This window comes from Sodalis sp. C49, from assembly GCF_046352915.1.
In the GTDB taxonomy this organism is placed as follows: domain Bacteria; phylum Pseudomonadota; class Gammaproteobacteria; order Enterobacterales; family Enterobacteriaceae; genus Acerihabitans.
Genome location: NZ_CP163303.1, coordinates 5,506,570 through 5,520,331 on the forward strand (window position 1 = coordinate 5,506,570; position 13,762 = coordinate 5,520,331).

Here is a 13,762-nt window from a genome sequence, read left to right on the forward strand (position 1 = left end):
TTATAGGGTTCTTATTATGAATGTGTTGAATAAGAAAAGCATGCTCACTTATTTAAAAGAGGGCGGCATTTATGTGGTGTTATTGGTACTGCTGGCTATTATCATTTTTCAGGATCCGACTTTTTTAAGCCTGATAAACTTAAGTAATATCCTGACCCAATCATCGGTGCGTATTATTATCGCGCTCGGCGTGGCGGGGCTGATTGTTACCCAGGGCACCGACCTGTCGGCCGGGCGCCAGGTGGGGCTGGCGGCGGTGGTCTCGGCGACCCTGCTGCAATCAATGGAAAACGTCAATAAAGTCTTTCCGGATATGCAAACCCTGCCGATCCCGGTGGTTATCCTGACGGTATGCGTGATCGGCGCTTTTATCGGCCTGATTAACGGCGTGGTGATTGCTTATCTTAATGTGACGCCTTTTATTACCACTCTGGGTACTATGATCATCGTGTATGGCGTCAACTCGCTGTATTACGATATTGTCGGCGCCTCGCCCATCGCCGGCTTTGATTCCCATTTTTCCACCTTTACCCAAGGGTTCCTGCGCTTCGGCGATTTTAAGCTTTCCTATATTACGTTTTACGCGGTGTTTGCCATTCTGTTTGTCTGGGTGATCTGGACCAAGACCCGCTTCGGTAAAAATATCTTCGCCATCGGCGGCAATCCGGAAGCGGCCAAGGTTTCCGGCGTCAATGTGCCGCTGAACCTGATTATGATTTATGCCCTGTCCGGGGTGTTCTATGCCTTCGGCGGTATGCTGGAAGCCGGGCGTATCGGCAGCGCCACCAATAACCTGGGCTTTATGTACGAGCTGGACGCCATTGCGGCCTGCGTGGTGGGCGGGGTATCGTTCGCCGGCGGGGTCGGCACGGTGGCGGGGGTGGTGACGGGGGTAATTATCTTTACGGTTATCAACTATGGGCTGACCTATATCGGCGTAAATCCTTATTGGCAGTACATTATTAAAGGGGCGATTATTATCTTTGCGGTGGCGCTGGATTCACTGAAATACGCGAAGAAGAAATAGCAGCCTCAGGCGTAGGTGCGGGGTTGTCAATGGCCCCGCGCTTACGTATTTTCATCTTGAAAACGTACAGCGAAGAGACTAGAATGTTTTCAAGTTGAAAACGTCATGCTGGGAGGCAAAACGATTGCACGTTATCAGCAGGCTGCCGTTCAACGAGGCGCGGGCGGAATTCCCCAATAGCGCTACTGCACTTGTTGATCTGCTAATGACATTGGAAAAAGGCAGTTTCAGCAGCCCGGAGTCGATGAAAAAGGCGATATCTTCTCTAGACAATTTTAAGTATCGGGAGAAGTGGTGGGTGATTGATGTATCAGGAAATACGCTACGGATCATCGCGTTTATCGATTTTCAATTGCAAAAGGTTTTCATCAAGCATATCGCCAGTCATGCCGACTATGACAAATTGACAAAATATTATCGGGAGCATAAAGAATGACTACGCTCTATGGTAAAAATCACCTCAATGCCGCCAGTGCCGAAGGCATAATTTCCGCATTTGGGAACGTCGTGAAAATTATCCCCCTGATGACGGGCAACAAAAGTGAAACGGAATACCACCAGGCGCTGGAGTTGATTGAGTACCTGATCGACCACGACGAGCTTGATAATCCGTTGTTTGAACCGCTAGCGGCAAAAATCGCCGAATATGAGAGCAGTGCGCCGGAGTTCGCTGAATTAAACAAAGCGCTTGACGGGATACCAGGTGGAATTGCAGTTTTGCGCACGATTATGGATCAGCTTGGACTCAAAGCGGCGGATCTTGAGAGTGAATTAGGTTCTAAATCCAACGTAAGCAACATACTGAACGGACGGCGTGCATTGACTGTACATCATATAAAAGCACTCTCCGAGCGCTTTCACATTCCTGCCGAAATGTTCATTTAGCGGTTGAATTGTCGTTCTGAAATACCAGAATTTTATGATAAAAAGGCAAAGGCGGCCCGGGCTTGCTGTCAAAAAGGGCTGTTGTGGCCCTCGGTGAGAGTTTCGCTGGCGAGCGCGAAACCCTCCCCAGGCGATATAAACCTCGGCTCCGCTATTAGTTATCCAATTCGCCCATGGATTTAACCTGATCGCGATTAATCTGCTCGGTTTTGCCGGTCTCGGCGTTTTTGTAAGAAACGAGGCCGGTATCATCATCAATCTGTGGTTTACCATCGGTGACGATGGTCCTGCCGTCGGTGGTTTTTATCGCCTGATTGGATGAGCAGGCGGTCAGTAAAAACAGCGAAGCGCAGCTGAAAACCACTGAAACCACTATATTTTTAATCATTATAATCTCCTCTGATGAACGTTAATTAGATTGTGAATTTTTCATCTTAAAATCTAGCAGAGAGTTGACTGTTTACGAGCCGGTTGATGAGGTATCCGTGCCATTGGTCTTTATTTTAGGAATATTGGCGATTATTTGTTCATTTTCAATGCTAAACCACCCATCGGCCTACCGGCGGGAACCTACGGCGGTAGGACAAGGGACCGGGTCGTTATCGGGGCGGCAACCCCTCAGTCAGGTGCGTTTCGCACCAATAGGTAGGGTCTGGTGCGGTTAGCGCATATCCGGCAGACGATCGCTGATATCGTTGTTCGGTTCGGGTTTGGGCTGGGTTTCAAGCAGTTGCTCCGGTGATACCGCCGGGTAGCCTTGGGTGCCCTCGGGAATTTCGTGCGGCGCGGGAATGGGGATTTGCGGCCCCAGGAAGCGGGGTTCGCGTTTCATAAGGTACAAGTCCGACAGGGCGCCAAGGCGGGCGCCGATTTCCCGCAGCCGGACCGAGAACATATTCTTGGGCGAGGGCACGGCGAAACACTGGGCCTGGATACCCATGCGCATGGCGATAAACAGCGCCCTTTCGCAATGAAAGCGCTGGGTGATAATGGTGAAATCGTTGGTGTCGAAGACCTTGCGCGTGCGGATGATCGAATCAAGGGTACGAAAGCCGGCGTAGTCGAGCACGATGTCGCCGGCGGGCATGCCGTGGGCAATCAGGTCGCGGCGCATGGTGACCGGCTCGTTATAGCTTTGCAGCGCGTTGTCGCCGCTTAGCAGCAGATAGTTGGCCTTGCCGCTATTGTAGACGTTAAGCGCGCCCTGGATGCGATAGAGATAATACTGGTTAATGACGCCGGCGCGGTAGTATTTGGCGGTACCCAGCACCACGCCCACCTGGCGGTGGGGCAGCAGTTGCAGATCTTCATAGATATAAGGCGCGGTTTTCCAACTGATCCAGCGATCCAGTCCGAATGCCGTTAACAGCAAAACGCCCGCGATAATAATCAGGGAATATATCAGGCGCTTCCACATGCCGTAAGCCTTAACCTATCCTGCCGCAAAGTCATTGCCCAAGGCTACTTTACCTGCCCGGCCGAAGCAAGGAGCGTGGCGGCTGAATACGCCCAATGTGACAATTTGTTGAGGCGCGTCAGAACGGCGTGCGCCGGTAGTGGCGATACTGCGGATGCCAGAAATTGTGCTCGATGGCGATGGACAGCACCTCCTCCGGCGTGACCATCGCCACGCCGTGCACCTGCGCCGCCTTGCCGACTTCCATGGCGATCACTCTCGACACGCCCTGGATATCGTTGATATCCGGCAACAGCGCCCCATCGGCGCCGTTAACCAGCGGCGAACAGTCGGCCAGGGCGCGGCTGGCGGCGATAAGCATGGCTTCCGTCACCCGCGTCGCGCCCGAGGCCAGGACGCCCAGGCCGATGCCCGGAAAAATATAGGCGTTGTTGCACTGGGCGATAGGATAAACCCGGTCTTTATAGCGCACCGGCGCAAACGGACTGCCGGTGGCCACCAGCGCCGCGCCGTCGGTCCAGCGAATCACGTCTTCCGGCGTGGCCTCTACCCGGGAGGTGGGATTGGACAACGGCATGACGATGGGACGCGGGCAGTGAGCGTGCATCTCGCGGATAATCTCCTCGCTGAACAGGCCAGGCTGGCCGGAAACACCGATCAGCACCGTCGGCCTGGCGTTGCGCACCACATCCATCAGCGAAATCGTGTCGCTGTCCAGTCGCCAATCGGCAATCTGGTCGCTGTGCTGCACCAGGCGGCTCTGGAAATCCAGCAGGTTGGCCAGCTTATCGGTTAACAAGCCGAAACGGTCGACCATTAGCACCCGCGCGCGCGCCTGGTCCTCGCTCAGGCCCTCGGTGCGCATCTCCGCGACGATCTGTTCGGCGATACCGCAGCCGGCGGAGCCGGCGCCCAGGAACACCACGGTCTGATCGCGCAGACGGCTGCCGGCGGCGTGGCTGGCGGCCAGCAGGCAGCCCAGGGTTACCGCAGCGGTGCCCTGGATATCATCGTTAAAGCAGCACAGTTCGTCGCGATAGCGGTTAAGCAGGGGGGTGGCGTTTTTCTGGGCAAAATCCTCGAACTGCAACAGCACATCGGGCCAGCGGCGCTTCACCGCCTGGATAAAGGCGTCGACGAACTGATCATACTCCTCGCCGGTAATGCGCGGATGGCGCCAGCCCATATATAGGGGATCGTTAAGACGCTGGGGATTGTTGGTGCCGGCATCCAGCACCACCGGCAGGGTATAGGCCGGGCTGATGCCGCCGCAGGCGGTGTACAGCGACAGCTTGCCGATGGGAATGCCCATGCCGCCGATACCCTGATCGCCCAGGCCCAGGATGCGTTCGCCGTCGGTGACCACAATCACTTTTACATTCTGTTTGGTGGCGTTTTGCAGCATATCATCGATTTTGTCGCGGTTACCGTAGGAGATGAACAACCCCCGGGCGCGACGGTAGATATCGGAAAAATGCTCGCAGGCCTCGCCCACGGTCGGCGTGTAGATAATCGGCAGCATCTCGCTCAGATGACCGTCCAGCAGACGGTAGAACAGCGTTTCATTGGTATCCTGAATATTGCGCAGGTAGATATGCTTATCGATATCGCTGGTAAAGTCCTGATACTGCCGCCAGGCGCGTTCGGTTTGCTCCTCAATGCTCTCCACCGCTTCCGGCAGCAGGCCATGCAGGTTAAAGTTATCGCGCTCCTCAATGGTAAACGCGCTGCCTTTATTCAGTAGCGGAAATTCCAGCAGTACCGGACCCGCATGGGGGATATAGAGGGGACGCTTGCTTTCGTGTTCCAATTCCATGACTTTTCCCATCGCTTCGCAAAAGATTCCAAAAGGATAAAAGATTGTGGCGAAGGATGCATGTTTTCATTGGTAATTTGTTATTTAATGATTAACTTATAAATAATTGGATACTCCAGCCGGCCCCGATCGGCGCCGCCCGGCGGCAACGCAGCGCCGCCGTCGAAGACGTTATCGGCGGGAAAGGGGCTTATGTCAGCCAATACCTGGAGATCTCGCCGCAGCCCAGCGCCGTCAGCGTCGATCGCGTCGCGTCCCATTGCGAAAAAGGCGCGCCTTCGCGCTCCAGCAGTACCGCGCGCTGCAGGGTCGCGCAGTCGGCGCCGGCCATATTCAGTAATATCAGCGCCGACTGCAGCGGCGGCAGGCTGGGATTAAACGCTGCGTTTTCCGCATAGCGGCCGGCAAAAATGCGCCCATCCGCCGTTTGCAGTGCCACCGCACTATGCGCCTGACTATAAGGCGCGTGGCTCTGGTTTGCGGCCTGCAACGCCTGCTGCGCCAGGGGATCGTTGACGCCATCGGCGCTTTTCCCCGGGCTGCCGGCTGCGGGCCGCCCGGACGCCGCCTGGGCCGGGTCCGCGCCTTGCGCCGCGGCGTAAAGCCTATCCGCGCGCGCCCCTGGCGATTTCACCGGCCTGGCGCCGCGCCCATTGGGCGCCATCATGCCGTACTGATGATCCACGCCGTCCATCAGCAGGGTATGAATGGCCAGATCGCGCGGGCCGAACGCGTCGGGCAGATAATTGCCCAGCGTGGCGGGCGAACGGTCGGGCAGGTAAATCATCAGGTCGGTGCCGCTGTTCAGCTCGTTCATAAACTGCCGGCAATGGCCGCATGGCGTATAGTTGACGCTGATGCCGCGCAGGCGTTTTTCACCGCGCAGCCAGGCATGATTGATGGCGCTTTGCTCGGCATGCACCGTTTGCTGCAGCGGCGCGCCGATAAATTCCATATTGGCGCCGAAATAGAGGTTACCGCTAACGCCGCGCGCTACCGCCCCGACATTAAACCGCGAGACCGGCGCCAGGGCGCAGGCGGCGGCCAGGGGCAGCAGCGCGAAGCATAAGGCGTCTTCGTCCATCCCGCCGGCCCGCATCAGGCTGGCGGCCTGGGCGGCACTTAGCCAGCCGCTGAAATCGGCCTGGTCCAGTTCATGCGCCAGCGCGGACCGCAGGGCCGGTGCCAGGGCGTCCAGTGAGGGGGTAAACCGTGCGTGCATAATGATTCCCTGAGCATTTATTATGGGATCATTTTAGACGTTGTAGGCTTAAATAAATATGATCAATATCTTATCGTGCGGCCTGGCGGTTGCCGGCGACGACCGGGTCAAGCACATTATCGCATCAGCCTGGACGGGTCGCCGGCGGGTCAAGCAAATTATCGCATCAGCCCGGACGGATGCCGGCGCGGCGAGATCAGCCGAACGCCCGCAGCAGCAGCGGGAACAGGAACGGCGCGATAAGCGAGGTGATAATGCCGCAGATCACCAATGCCAGGGAACTGAACGCGCCTTCCTGAAAATCCATCTCGGCGCAGCGGGCGGTGCCGAGCGCATGGGACGCGGTGCCCATGGCCAGGCCCCGGGAGGCTTTGGTGGTGATACCCAGCAGCCTGAACAGCGTATGGCCGAATACCGCGCCCAGGATACCGACAAAAATCACGCATACCGCGCTGATGGCCGGAATACCGTTAATGGACTGCGCCACCGCCATGGCAATCGGCGTGGTCACCGATTTAGGCAGGATCGAGGCGGCAATCTCCGGCGTGGCGCCCATCCACAACGCGATGGCGGTGCCGCTGACCATGGCGGTAACGCTGCCGACAAAACAGATGCTGATAATGGATTTCCAGCGCGCGCGGATCTGGTGCAGTTGTTCATACAGCGGGAAGGCCAACGCCACCACCGCCGGTTGCAGCAGGTCGTTGAGAATTTTACTGCCGGCAAAATAACGCGCGTAGGGAATGCCGGTGAGCAACAGCAGCGGGATAATCACCACCATGGAAATCAGCAGCGGATTGAGCAGCGCCATGCGAAATTTCGCCGCCAGCCGCCTGGCGCCAAAAAATACCGCAAGCGTAAGCGGCAGCGACCACCAGAAATTGGCTAACATTATTGATCCTCAGGGGGGCGCGGCTGGCCGGCCACCGGACGTTCACGGTGGATGTAATGCGAGCTATAGCCCACCACCACCATGACAATCAGGGTACTGATAACGCAAGACACCACCAGCGGGCCGAACTGCGACGACAGCTCGTGGTAATAGTTCATCACGCCCACGCCTATCGGCACGAACAACAACGCCATATAGCGGATCAGCAGATGACAGCCGGGCTTGAGCCATAACGGCGGCAGCAGTTGCAGACAGAGCAGGATAAACAGGATCAGCATGCCCAGGATACTGCCCGGAATGGTAATCGGCAACAGCGTGGAAAGGAAATCACCGACGAACAGGCACAGGTAAATCAAGGCAAAGGCGCGAATAAAGGCCCAGCCGTTTACGATGATATTGCGCATTATCTCAACCTTATTTCTAATCGCGTTTATCATACAATTAATTCTGACACCGTGCCACCGCTCACGGTTCGTCCGATGAAATGACCGGGCCAGCTTATCAGCTATGCCGGTAAAAATCGTGCCGTGACCAAGGCGGATTTAAATGTATGACTTATCGCACGGCAATCTCCCGGCCAAACTGTTAACAAAGTAGATTCATTTGCCGACGAAGGATCCTCGTCAGGCGTGTTTGCGATCAGAAGAGGTTTTTACTATGGCTATTCCACGTTTTTATGGTGTTATTCCGCCCGTTCCCACCCTTTTTACCGCCGATGAGCAACTCGATGAAGACAGCATGGCGAAACTGCTGGACAGTCTGATTGCCTCTGACGTCAACGGCCTGTTTTTCCTGGGAAGCGCCGGTGAGTTTGCCCATATGTCGGAAGCGTTGCGCCTGCAGACGGCGGAGTTCTGCGTTAATTACGTCAACAAGCGTAAACCGGTTTTAATCGGCATTGCCCATTCCGGTACCCGCGAGGCCATCCGTTACGGCCTGCACGCACAGAAGATTGGCGCCGATGGGGTGGTGGCGGTAAATCCGTTTTACAATCCGCTGAGCGAGGAAAACCTCTATCTGCATTATAAGCATCTGTCCGACGCGCTAAGCCTGCCGATTATCATCTATAACTTCCCGGGGCTGACCGGCCAATCGATTCCGGTGGCGGTGATCCGTCGCCTGGCGGAGACCTGCGCGAATATCGTCGGCCTCAAGGATACGGTGGATACCCTTAACCATATTCGGGAAACCATCCACGCGGTTAAACCCGTGCGTCCGGATTTTGCCGTATTTTCCGGCTATGACGAATATCTGTTCGGCACCCTGATACTTGGCGGCGACGGCTGTATTCCGGCCAGCGCGAATTTTGCCCCGCAGTTGACCTGCGGCATCTACCGGGCCTGGCAGGAACAGGATTATGCCCAGGCGGTCAAGCTGCAGCAGCGCCTGTCGTATATTCCGGAATTGTATAATTATGATTTGCCGTTCTATAACGTGGTGAAATACGCCATTAAGCTGACCGGGGTGGATATTTCGGTGAATTCGCTTTGGCCGGCGTCGCCGCTTACGGAAGAGCTGAAGGAGAAGGTAAGGAGCGCGCTGGTCAGGAGCGGGGTAATTTAAGGGGCATTGCGGTTGGTGGAACTACGGCTGGGCAGGGGGTTGAGCTTGCCTAGGGGTGTTTACTGGCATGGGAGAAGGTTTTGCCTGGGCGGGCGCGTTTATCGGCATGGGGAAGGTTTCGCTTGGGCGGGGTGCGTTTGTTGGCATTAGGGAAAGTTTTGCTTGGGCGGGCGCGTTTGTTGGCATGGGAGAAGGTTTCGCTTGCCATGCGAGGCGGATTTTTATGCCGCACCGTGCGGGCAATCGACCCGGGGCGGGCAGTCGCCCCCGCCCCGGGACCCCGGGCTTCCGGCAGATCGTGCGCCGCTGCGCGGTTCCCGGCATCACCCATCCCGGCTTTTGGACCGCACGGGACGCGCTCCCGGCGCGGCCCTTAGCTTTCGCCGCTCCCGGCGGCTCATCCAGCCGCGATGTGCGCCGCCGGCGCACTCTATGCCGGCACCACGTCAACACCATCGCCTGTGAGTAAAATAGCGTTTTTGGGTTTCTTGCGGCATGCACTTACCGGGAAAGGTATCAGTATTCATTTTGCGCTAAAGCTTACAGTTTGATGGCTAATGGCTAATGGCTTAATGGCTTAATGCTTACTGTTAAAACTTAAGCATAAAGTTGAATGATGAACGCCTTACTGCATGACTGCATGACTGCATGACTGCATGTCCAACTTTTCTCTGTGTCAGCTGCATTCCATAGCCATTGCCTCCCATAATGGCCAATCCCATCCCGACGCAAGTCTCTATCCTAAGCAACAGCGCCGCAGCCACTTCATAAAACGCATGGCCAACAGCGACATGTGGACCGGCATAAAGCGCGCTGACGGCGCCTGTGACCCCGGCATGAGCCGCCGGGAGCGGCGAAAGGCCCGGTGGCGCCGGGAGCGCTAACCGGGCCGGTGCATAACGGGGGAACTGGCGTCGGAAGGTATCGCGCAGCGACGCGCGATCTGCCGGGCGCGCGGAGGTCAAGGAGGCCGTCGCGGTACGGCCTCTTTGTCGCTTGCCGGCGCCCGGCGCTACATATGAACACCTCACGCATGGCAAGCGAAACCCCCTCGGGGCGACATGGGCCATGCTGCAAACGCCCCTCGGGGCGACATGGGCCATGCTGCAAACGCCCCTCAGGGCGACATAGGCCATGGCGCAAACGCCCCTCGGGGCGACATAGGCCATGGCGCAAACGCCCCTCGGGGCGACATAGGCCATGCTGCAAACGCCCCTCGGGGCGACATAGGCCATGCTGCAAACGCCCCTCGGGGCGACATAGGCCATGGCGCAAACGCCCCTCGGGGCGACATAGGCCATGGCGCAAACGCCCCTCGGGGCGACATAGATCATGCCGCAAACAAAACCCCGTCGTCGCCGTGCTGTATGCCGGCTTTAAAACCGCGCTATAGCTCTGGACCATTCAATTGCGGCCTGCCCGCGCGGTCTGGCGGACGGATAATCACATGCTTTCTTCACTCTCCCGGCCAAAGACCGGGACACAATCACAAAGAATGTGTTGTTACGGCGGCGCGGCGGGTATGGTGAAACCCGCGGTGGAATAACCACAGGCTAAGCAACGTGGCAAGTATCAAGACCATAAACAGCGAGACCGGCGGTGCATAGGTCAGGATAGCGCCGGTGAGAAGCGGATTGGCTGCGCCCCCGAGATTACCCAGGTTTTGCATGCCGTAATAACTGCCTTTTAAATGCGCCGGCGCGATAAAGTCGATAAACATATATTCCACCGGGATAATAATAATTTCCCCCAGCGAAAACAGGGCAACCGCGATCATCCATAGCGGCAGGGCATTGCCCGCCAGCATAAAGCCCAGCAGGCCAATAATAAAAAACAGGCTGCCCAGTAATAGCCACGGCATCAGGGTCTCGCGGCGGATATTACGGCTGACGGCATATTGCAGGGTGATGACGATAGCGGCGTTGACCGGCAGAATAATCCCCACCACCCGATAAGCAAACACAGCGTCGAACTCCACCATCAGGTATTGCGAAATACAGCTGGCGAACTGACTGCATACCAGGCTGCCGAGTGCGCCGCCCAGAGTAAAAAAGATCAGCCGCTTATCGTGGCGCAGCACGTCCAGGGTCGTACGGAAGTTGATTTTTTCCGTTACCGCCGCCACGTTATCATCCGCCCGGGCCGGCGGGCGGCCATAGCGCGGCAGCAGCATTGCCAGGGTCAGCGTGGCCGCGGCGGCCAGGACGCCGGATAAATAAAACGGCAGCACGGCGCTGCTTTTCGCCAATAACACGCTCAGCGGCGGGCCGATGGCCCAGCCGACGTTGATCAGGGTGTAATTAGCGGAAAACGCCTTGATGCGCCGCTCAACGGTCAGCCATTCGGCAATACTGGCCTTCAGGGTAATGGAGTACAGGCTGTACGCCGAATTAATCAGCGCCACCAGTATAATCATCGGCAACAAAGCGCCCCCGCCGAGCGGCAGCAGAAAAAACGCCAGGGCAAATACCATGATGGCGCAAATAATCAGGCGATTTTTATTAAACCGGTCCACCAGATAGCCGCCATACAGGCTAAAGATAATGCCCAGCGTCAGCCCCATACCCAGCACCAGGCCGATTTTTCCCGGCGGCATGCCGCCCTGCCTGGACAGGTAGATGGCGATAAACGGCAGCGTCAGCCCGCGGCCGATGGTTAATATTAACGATGTGATTAACAACAGCCGGATAATGGGTGGGAATCCTTTCATGACCAATTTTCTCATGATAAATAATAAGGCGTACACCCAACCTTAATCTAAATTGCGCACCATGTGGAGTTAAATTGATAACGAAATGAAGGTATTAGGCTGCTGCCAAGAGGGGGTTTTCACACGGAAAACCTACCGGGCCGCCGCAAACTCTGGCGGCCCGGTTATACGCCTTGCCTTAAGGAATTATTTAACCGCCATGCCCGGCAGGGCGCCGGCGTCGGGGCTAAGCAGGAATATGTCGCTGCCGCCCGGTCCCGCCGCCATCACCATGCCCTGGGAAACGCCAAACCGCATCTTGCGCGGCGCCAGGTTGGCCACCATCACCGTCAGGCGGCCCTCCAGCGCCTGCGGATCGGGATAGGCCGCGCGGATGCCGGAAAACACCTGGCGGGTTTCGCCGCCGATATCCAACGTCAGCTTCAGCAGCTTATCCGATCCATCCACCAGCTCGGCGCGCTTGATAAGCGCAATGCGCATATCCACCTTGGCGAAATCGTCAAAGGCGATGGTCTCAAGCAGCGGCTCATCCGCCAGCGGACCGGCGCCGGCGGCCTTGGCGCCGGCGGCATCCGCTTCTTCCCTGGATTCGTTAACCATATTCGCCACGTGCGTGGGATCGATACGGCTGAACAGCGCCTTGAAGGTCGTAACCCTATGGCCCGTGAGCGGCGTGTGGATGCCGTCCCAGTCAAGCCGCACGTTCAGGAACGCCTCGGCGCGTTCCGCCAGCGACGGCAGCACCGGCTTGAGATAGGTCATCAGCACGCGGAACAGGTTAATGCCCATTGAGCAGATGTCCTGCAGATCCCCTTCGCGTCCCTCCGCTTTCGCCACCACCCAGGGCGCCTGCTCGTCCACATAGCGGTTGGCCAGGTCGGCCAGCGCCATGATTTCGCGGATGGCGCGCGATGATTCACGGGCGTTGAACGCCTCGGCGATGCCGACGGCGGCATCGGTAAAGGTCTGATACAGCGCCGGGTCGGCCAGGGTATCGGCCAGACGGCCGTCAAAGCGCTTGGCGATAAAACCGGCGTTGCGCGAGGCCAGGTTAACCACCTTATTGACGATATCGGCGTTAACCCGCTGGACGAAGTCTTCCAGGTTCAGGTCGATGTCGTCGATATGCGACGACAGCTTGGCGGCGTAATAATAACGCAGGCAGTCCGCGTCAAGATGCTTAAGATAGGTGCTGGCCTTGATAAAGGTACCGCGCGATTTCGACATCTTGGCGCCGTTCACCGTCACATAGCCGTGGACAAACAAATTGGTCGGCTTGCGGAAATCGCTGCCTTCAAGCATCGCCGGCCAGAACAGGCTATGGAAATAGACGATATCCTTGCCGATAAAATGATACAGCTCGGCATTGGAACCCACGCGCCAGTATTCGTTGAAATCAATGTCGCCGCGTTTGTCGCACAGGTTCTTGAACGACCCCATATAACCGATGGGCGCGTCCAGCCAGACGTAGAAATACTTGCCCGGCGCATCCGGCACTTCAAAGCCGAAGTAGGGGGCGTCACGGGAAATATCCCACTGCTGCAGGCCGGATTCAAACCATTCCTGCATTTTGTTGGCCACCTGCTCCTGCAGCGCGCCGGAGCGGGTCCAGGCTTTCAGCATATCGCTGAAGGCCGGCAGGTCGAAGAAGAAGTGTTCCGACTCCTTCATCACCGGCGTGGCGCCGGACACCGCCGATTTAGGATCGATCAAATCGGTCGGGCTGTAGGTGGCGCCGCACACTTCGCAGTTGTCGCCGTACTGATCGGGGGATTTGCACTTCGGGCAGGTGCCCTTGACAAACCGGTCCGGCAGGAACATTTCTTTTTCCGGGTCGAACAGCTGGGAAATGGTGCGGGTCTTGATATAGCCGTTATCTTTCAGCCGATGGTAAATCAGCGTCGACAGCTCGCGGTTTTCATCACTGTGCGTCGAGTGGTAGTTATCATAGCTGACGCCGAAACCGGCAAAATCCTTCTGATGCTCCTGGTTCACTTCATCGATCATTTTTTCCGGCGCGATGCCGAGCTGCTGGGCCTTAAGCATGATCGGCGTGCCGTGCGCGTCATCGGCGCAGATGAAATAAACCTGATTGCCGCGCATTCGCTGAAAACGGACCCAAATATCTGCCTGGATATGCTCCAGCATATGGCCGAGATGAATTGAACCGTTAGCGTATGGTAACGCACAGGTTACCAATATTTTTTTCGCGACTTGAGTCATGTTGGGA

General features: G+C 56.9%; 12 protein-coding genes. 4 read left to right on the forward strand and 8 right to left on the reverse strand.

Annotation, left to right across the window (positions count from 1 at the left end; all coding sequences use genetic code 11):
• The first annotated feature begins 16 nt into the window (after window positions 1–16).
• From mglC to ABUK12_RS24935, 3 genes are all read left to right on the forward strand, one after another.
• Window positions 17–1,027 carry a galactose/methyl galactoside ABC transporter permease MglC gene (gene mglC, locus ABUK12_RS24925; RefSeq protein WP_410014327.1) on the forward strand — a complete coding sequence of 337 codons (1,011 nt, stop codon included), beginning with the start codon at window positions 17–19 and terminating at the stop codon, window positions 1,025–1,027.
• 124 nt (window positions 1,028–1,151) lie between these two features.
• Window positions 1,152–1,463, forward strand: coding sequence for a type II toxin-antitoxin system HigB family toxin (locus tag ABUK12_RS24930; RefSeq protein WP_410014328.1), 312 nt, complete (start codon window positions 1,152–1,154; stop codon window positions 1,461–1,463).
• Window positions 1,460–1,912 carry a type II toxin-antitoxin system HigA family antitoxin gene (locus ABUK12_RS24935; RefSeq protein WP_410014329.1) on the forward strand — a complete coding sequence of 151 codons (453 nt, stop codon included), beginning with the start codon at window positions 1,460–1,462 and terminating at the stop codon, window positions 1,910–1,912. Before ABUK12_RS24930 ends, ABUK12_RS24935 begins: the two co-directional genes overlap by 4 nt.
• 154 nt (window positions 1,913–2,066) lie before the next feature.
• Here the strand turns inward: ABUK12_RS24935 and ABUK12_RS24940 are convergent, their stop codons facing one another.
• From ABUK12_RS24940 to ABUK12_RS24965, 6 genes are all read right to left on the reverse strand, one after another.
• Entirely contained in the window at window positions 2,067–2,300 is a 234-nt protein-coding gene (locus tag ABUK12_RS24940; protein WP_410014330.1) for a YgdI/YgdR family lipoprotein, read from the reverse strand.
• Window positions 2,301–2,573: 273 nt separating this feature from the next.
• Complete coding sequence (gene sanA / locus ABUK12_RS24945) at window positions 2,574–3,329, reverse strand: outer membrane permeability protein SanA (protein ID WP_410014331.1); 756 nt, start codon at window positions 3,327–3,329, stop codon at window positions 2,574–2,576.
• Between the two features lie 118 nt (window positions 3,330–3,447).
• Window positions 3,448–5,145, reverse strand: a complete 1,698-nt coding sequence (locus tag ABUK12_RS24950; RefSeq protein WP_410014332.1) for an NAD-dependent malic enzyme — start codon at window positions 5,143–5,145, stop codon at window positions 3,448–3,450.
• Between the two features lie 190 nt (window positions 5,146–5,335).
• Complete coding sequence (gene cdd / locus ABUK12_RS24955) at window positions 5,336–6,367, reverse strand: cytidine deaminase (RefSeq protein ID WP_410014333.1); 1,032 nt, start codon at window positions 6,365–6,367, stop codon at window positions 5,336–5,338.
• Between the two features lie 196 nt (window positions 6,368–6,563).
• Window positions 6,564–7,259, reverse strand: a complete 696-nt coding sequence (locus tag ABUK12_RS24960) for a CidB/LrgB family autolysis modulator (protein WP_410014334.1) — start codon at window positions 7,257–7,259, stop codon at window positions 6,564–6,566.
• Window positions 7,259–7,663 carry a CidA/LrgA family protein gene (locus ABUK12_RS24965; RefSeq protein WP_410014335.1) on the reverse strand — a complete coding sequence of 135 codons (405 nt, stop codon included), beginning with the start codon at window positions 7,661–7,663 and terminating at the stop codon, window positions 7,259–7,261. Before ABUK12_RS24965 ends, ABUK12_RS24960 begins: the two co-directional genes overlap by 1 nt.
• Before the next feature lie 253 nt (window positions 7,664–7,916).
• On the opposite strand from ABUK12_RS24965, the gene ABUK12_RS24970 reads away from it, so the two are divergent.
• Window positions 7,917–8,822, forward strand: coding sequence for a dihydrodipicolinate synthase family protein (locus ABUK12_RS24970; protein ID WP_410014336.1), 906 nt, complete (start codon window positions 7,917–7,919; stop codon window positions 8,820–8,822).
• Window positions 8,823–10,308: 1,486 nt separating this feature from the next.
• Here the strand turns inward: ABUK12_RS24970 and ABUK12_RS24975 are convergent.
• Entirely contained in the window at window positions 10,309–11,532 is a 1,224-nt protein-coding gene (locus ABUK12_RS24975) for an MFS transporter (protein ID WP_410014337.1), read from the reverse strand.
• Between the two features lie 186 nt (window positions 11,533–11,718).
• Window positions 11,719–13,755 carry a methionine--tRNA ligase gene (gene metG, locus ABUK12_RS24980; RefSeq protein WP_410014338.1) on the reverse strand — a complete coding sequence of 679 codons (2,037 nt, stop codon included), beginning with the start codon at window positions 13,753–13,755 and terminating at the stop codon, window positions 11,719–11,721.
• Between the last annotated feature and the right edge of the window lie 7 nt (window positions 13,756–13,762).

Coding starts and splice junctions, on each gene's coding strand:
- ABUK12_RS24960 (WP_410014334.1), bottom strand. CDS start 7,259: ATGTTAGCCAATTTCTGGTGGTCGCTGCCGCTTACGCTTGCGGTATTT.
- ABUK12_RS24970 (WP_410014336.1), top strand. CDS start 7,917: ATGGCTATTCCACGTTTTTATGGTGTTATTCCGCCCGTTCCCACCCTT.
- ABUK12_RS24935 (WP_410014329.1), top strand. CDS start 1,460: ATGACTACGCTCTATGGTAAAAATCACCTCAATGCCGCCAGTGCCGAA.
- cdd (WP_410014333.1), bottom strand. CDS start 6,367: ATGCACGCACGGTTTACCCCCTCACTGGACGCCCTGGCACCGGCCCTG.
- mglC (WP_410014327.1), top strand. CDS start 17: ATGAATGTGTTGAATAAGAAAAGCATGCTCACTTATTTAAAAGAGGGC.
- ABUK12_RS24975 (WP_410014337.1), bottom strand. CDS start 11,532: ATGAAAGGATTCCCACCCATTATCCGGCTGTTGTTAATCACATCGTTA.
- ABUK12_RS24950 (WP_410014332.1), bottom strand. CDS start 5,145: ATGGAATTGGAACACGAAAGCAAGCGTCCCCTCTATATCCCCCATGCG.
- ABUK12_RS24940 (WP_410014330.1), bottom strand. CDS start 2,300: ATGATTAAAAATATAGTGGTTTCAGTGGTTTTCAGCTGCGCTTCGCTG.
- sanA (WP_410014331.1), bottom strand. CDS start 3,329: ATGTGGAAGCGCCTGATATATTCCCTGATTATTATCGCGGGCGTTTTG.
- metG (WP_410014338.1), bottom strand. CDS start 13,755: ATGACTCAAGTCGCGAAAAAAATATTGGTAACCTGTGCGTTACCATAC.
- ABUK12_RS24965 (WP_410014335.1), bottom strand. CDS start 7,663: ATGCGCAATATCATCGTAAACGGCTGGGCCTTTATTCGCGCCTTTGCC.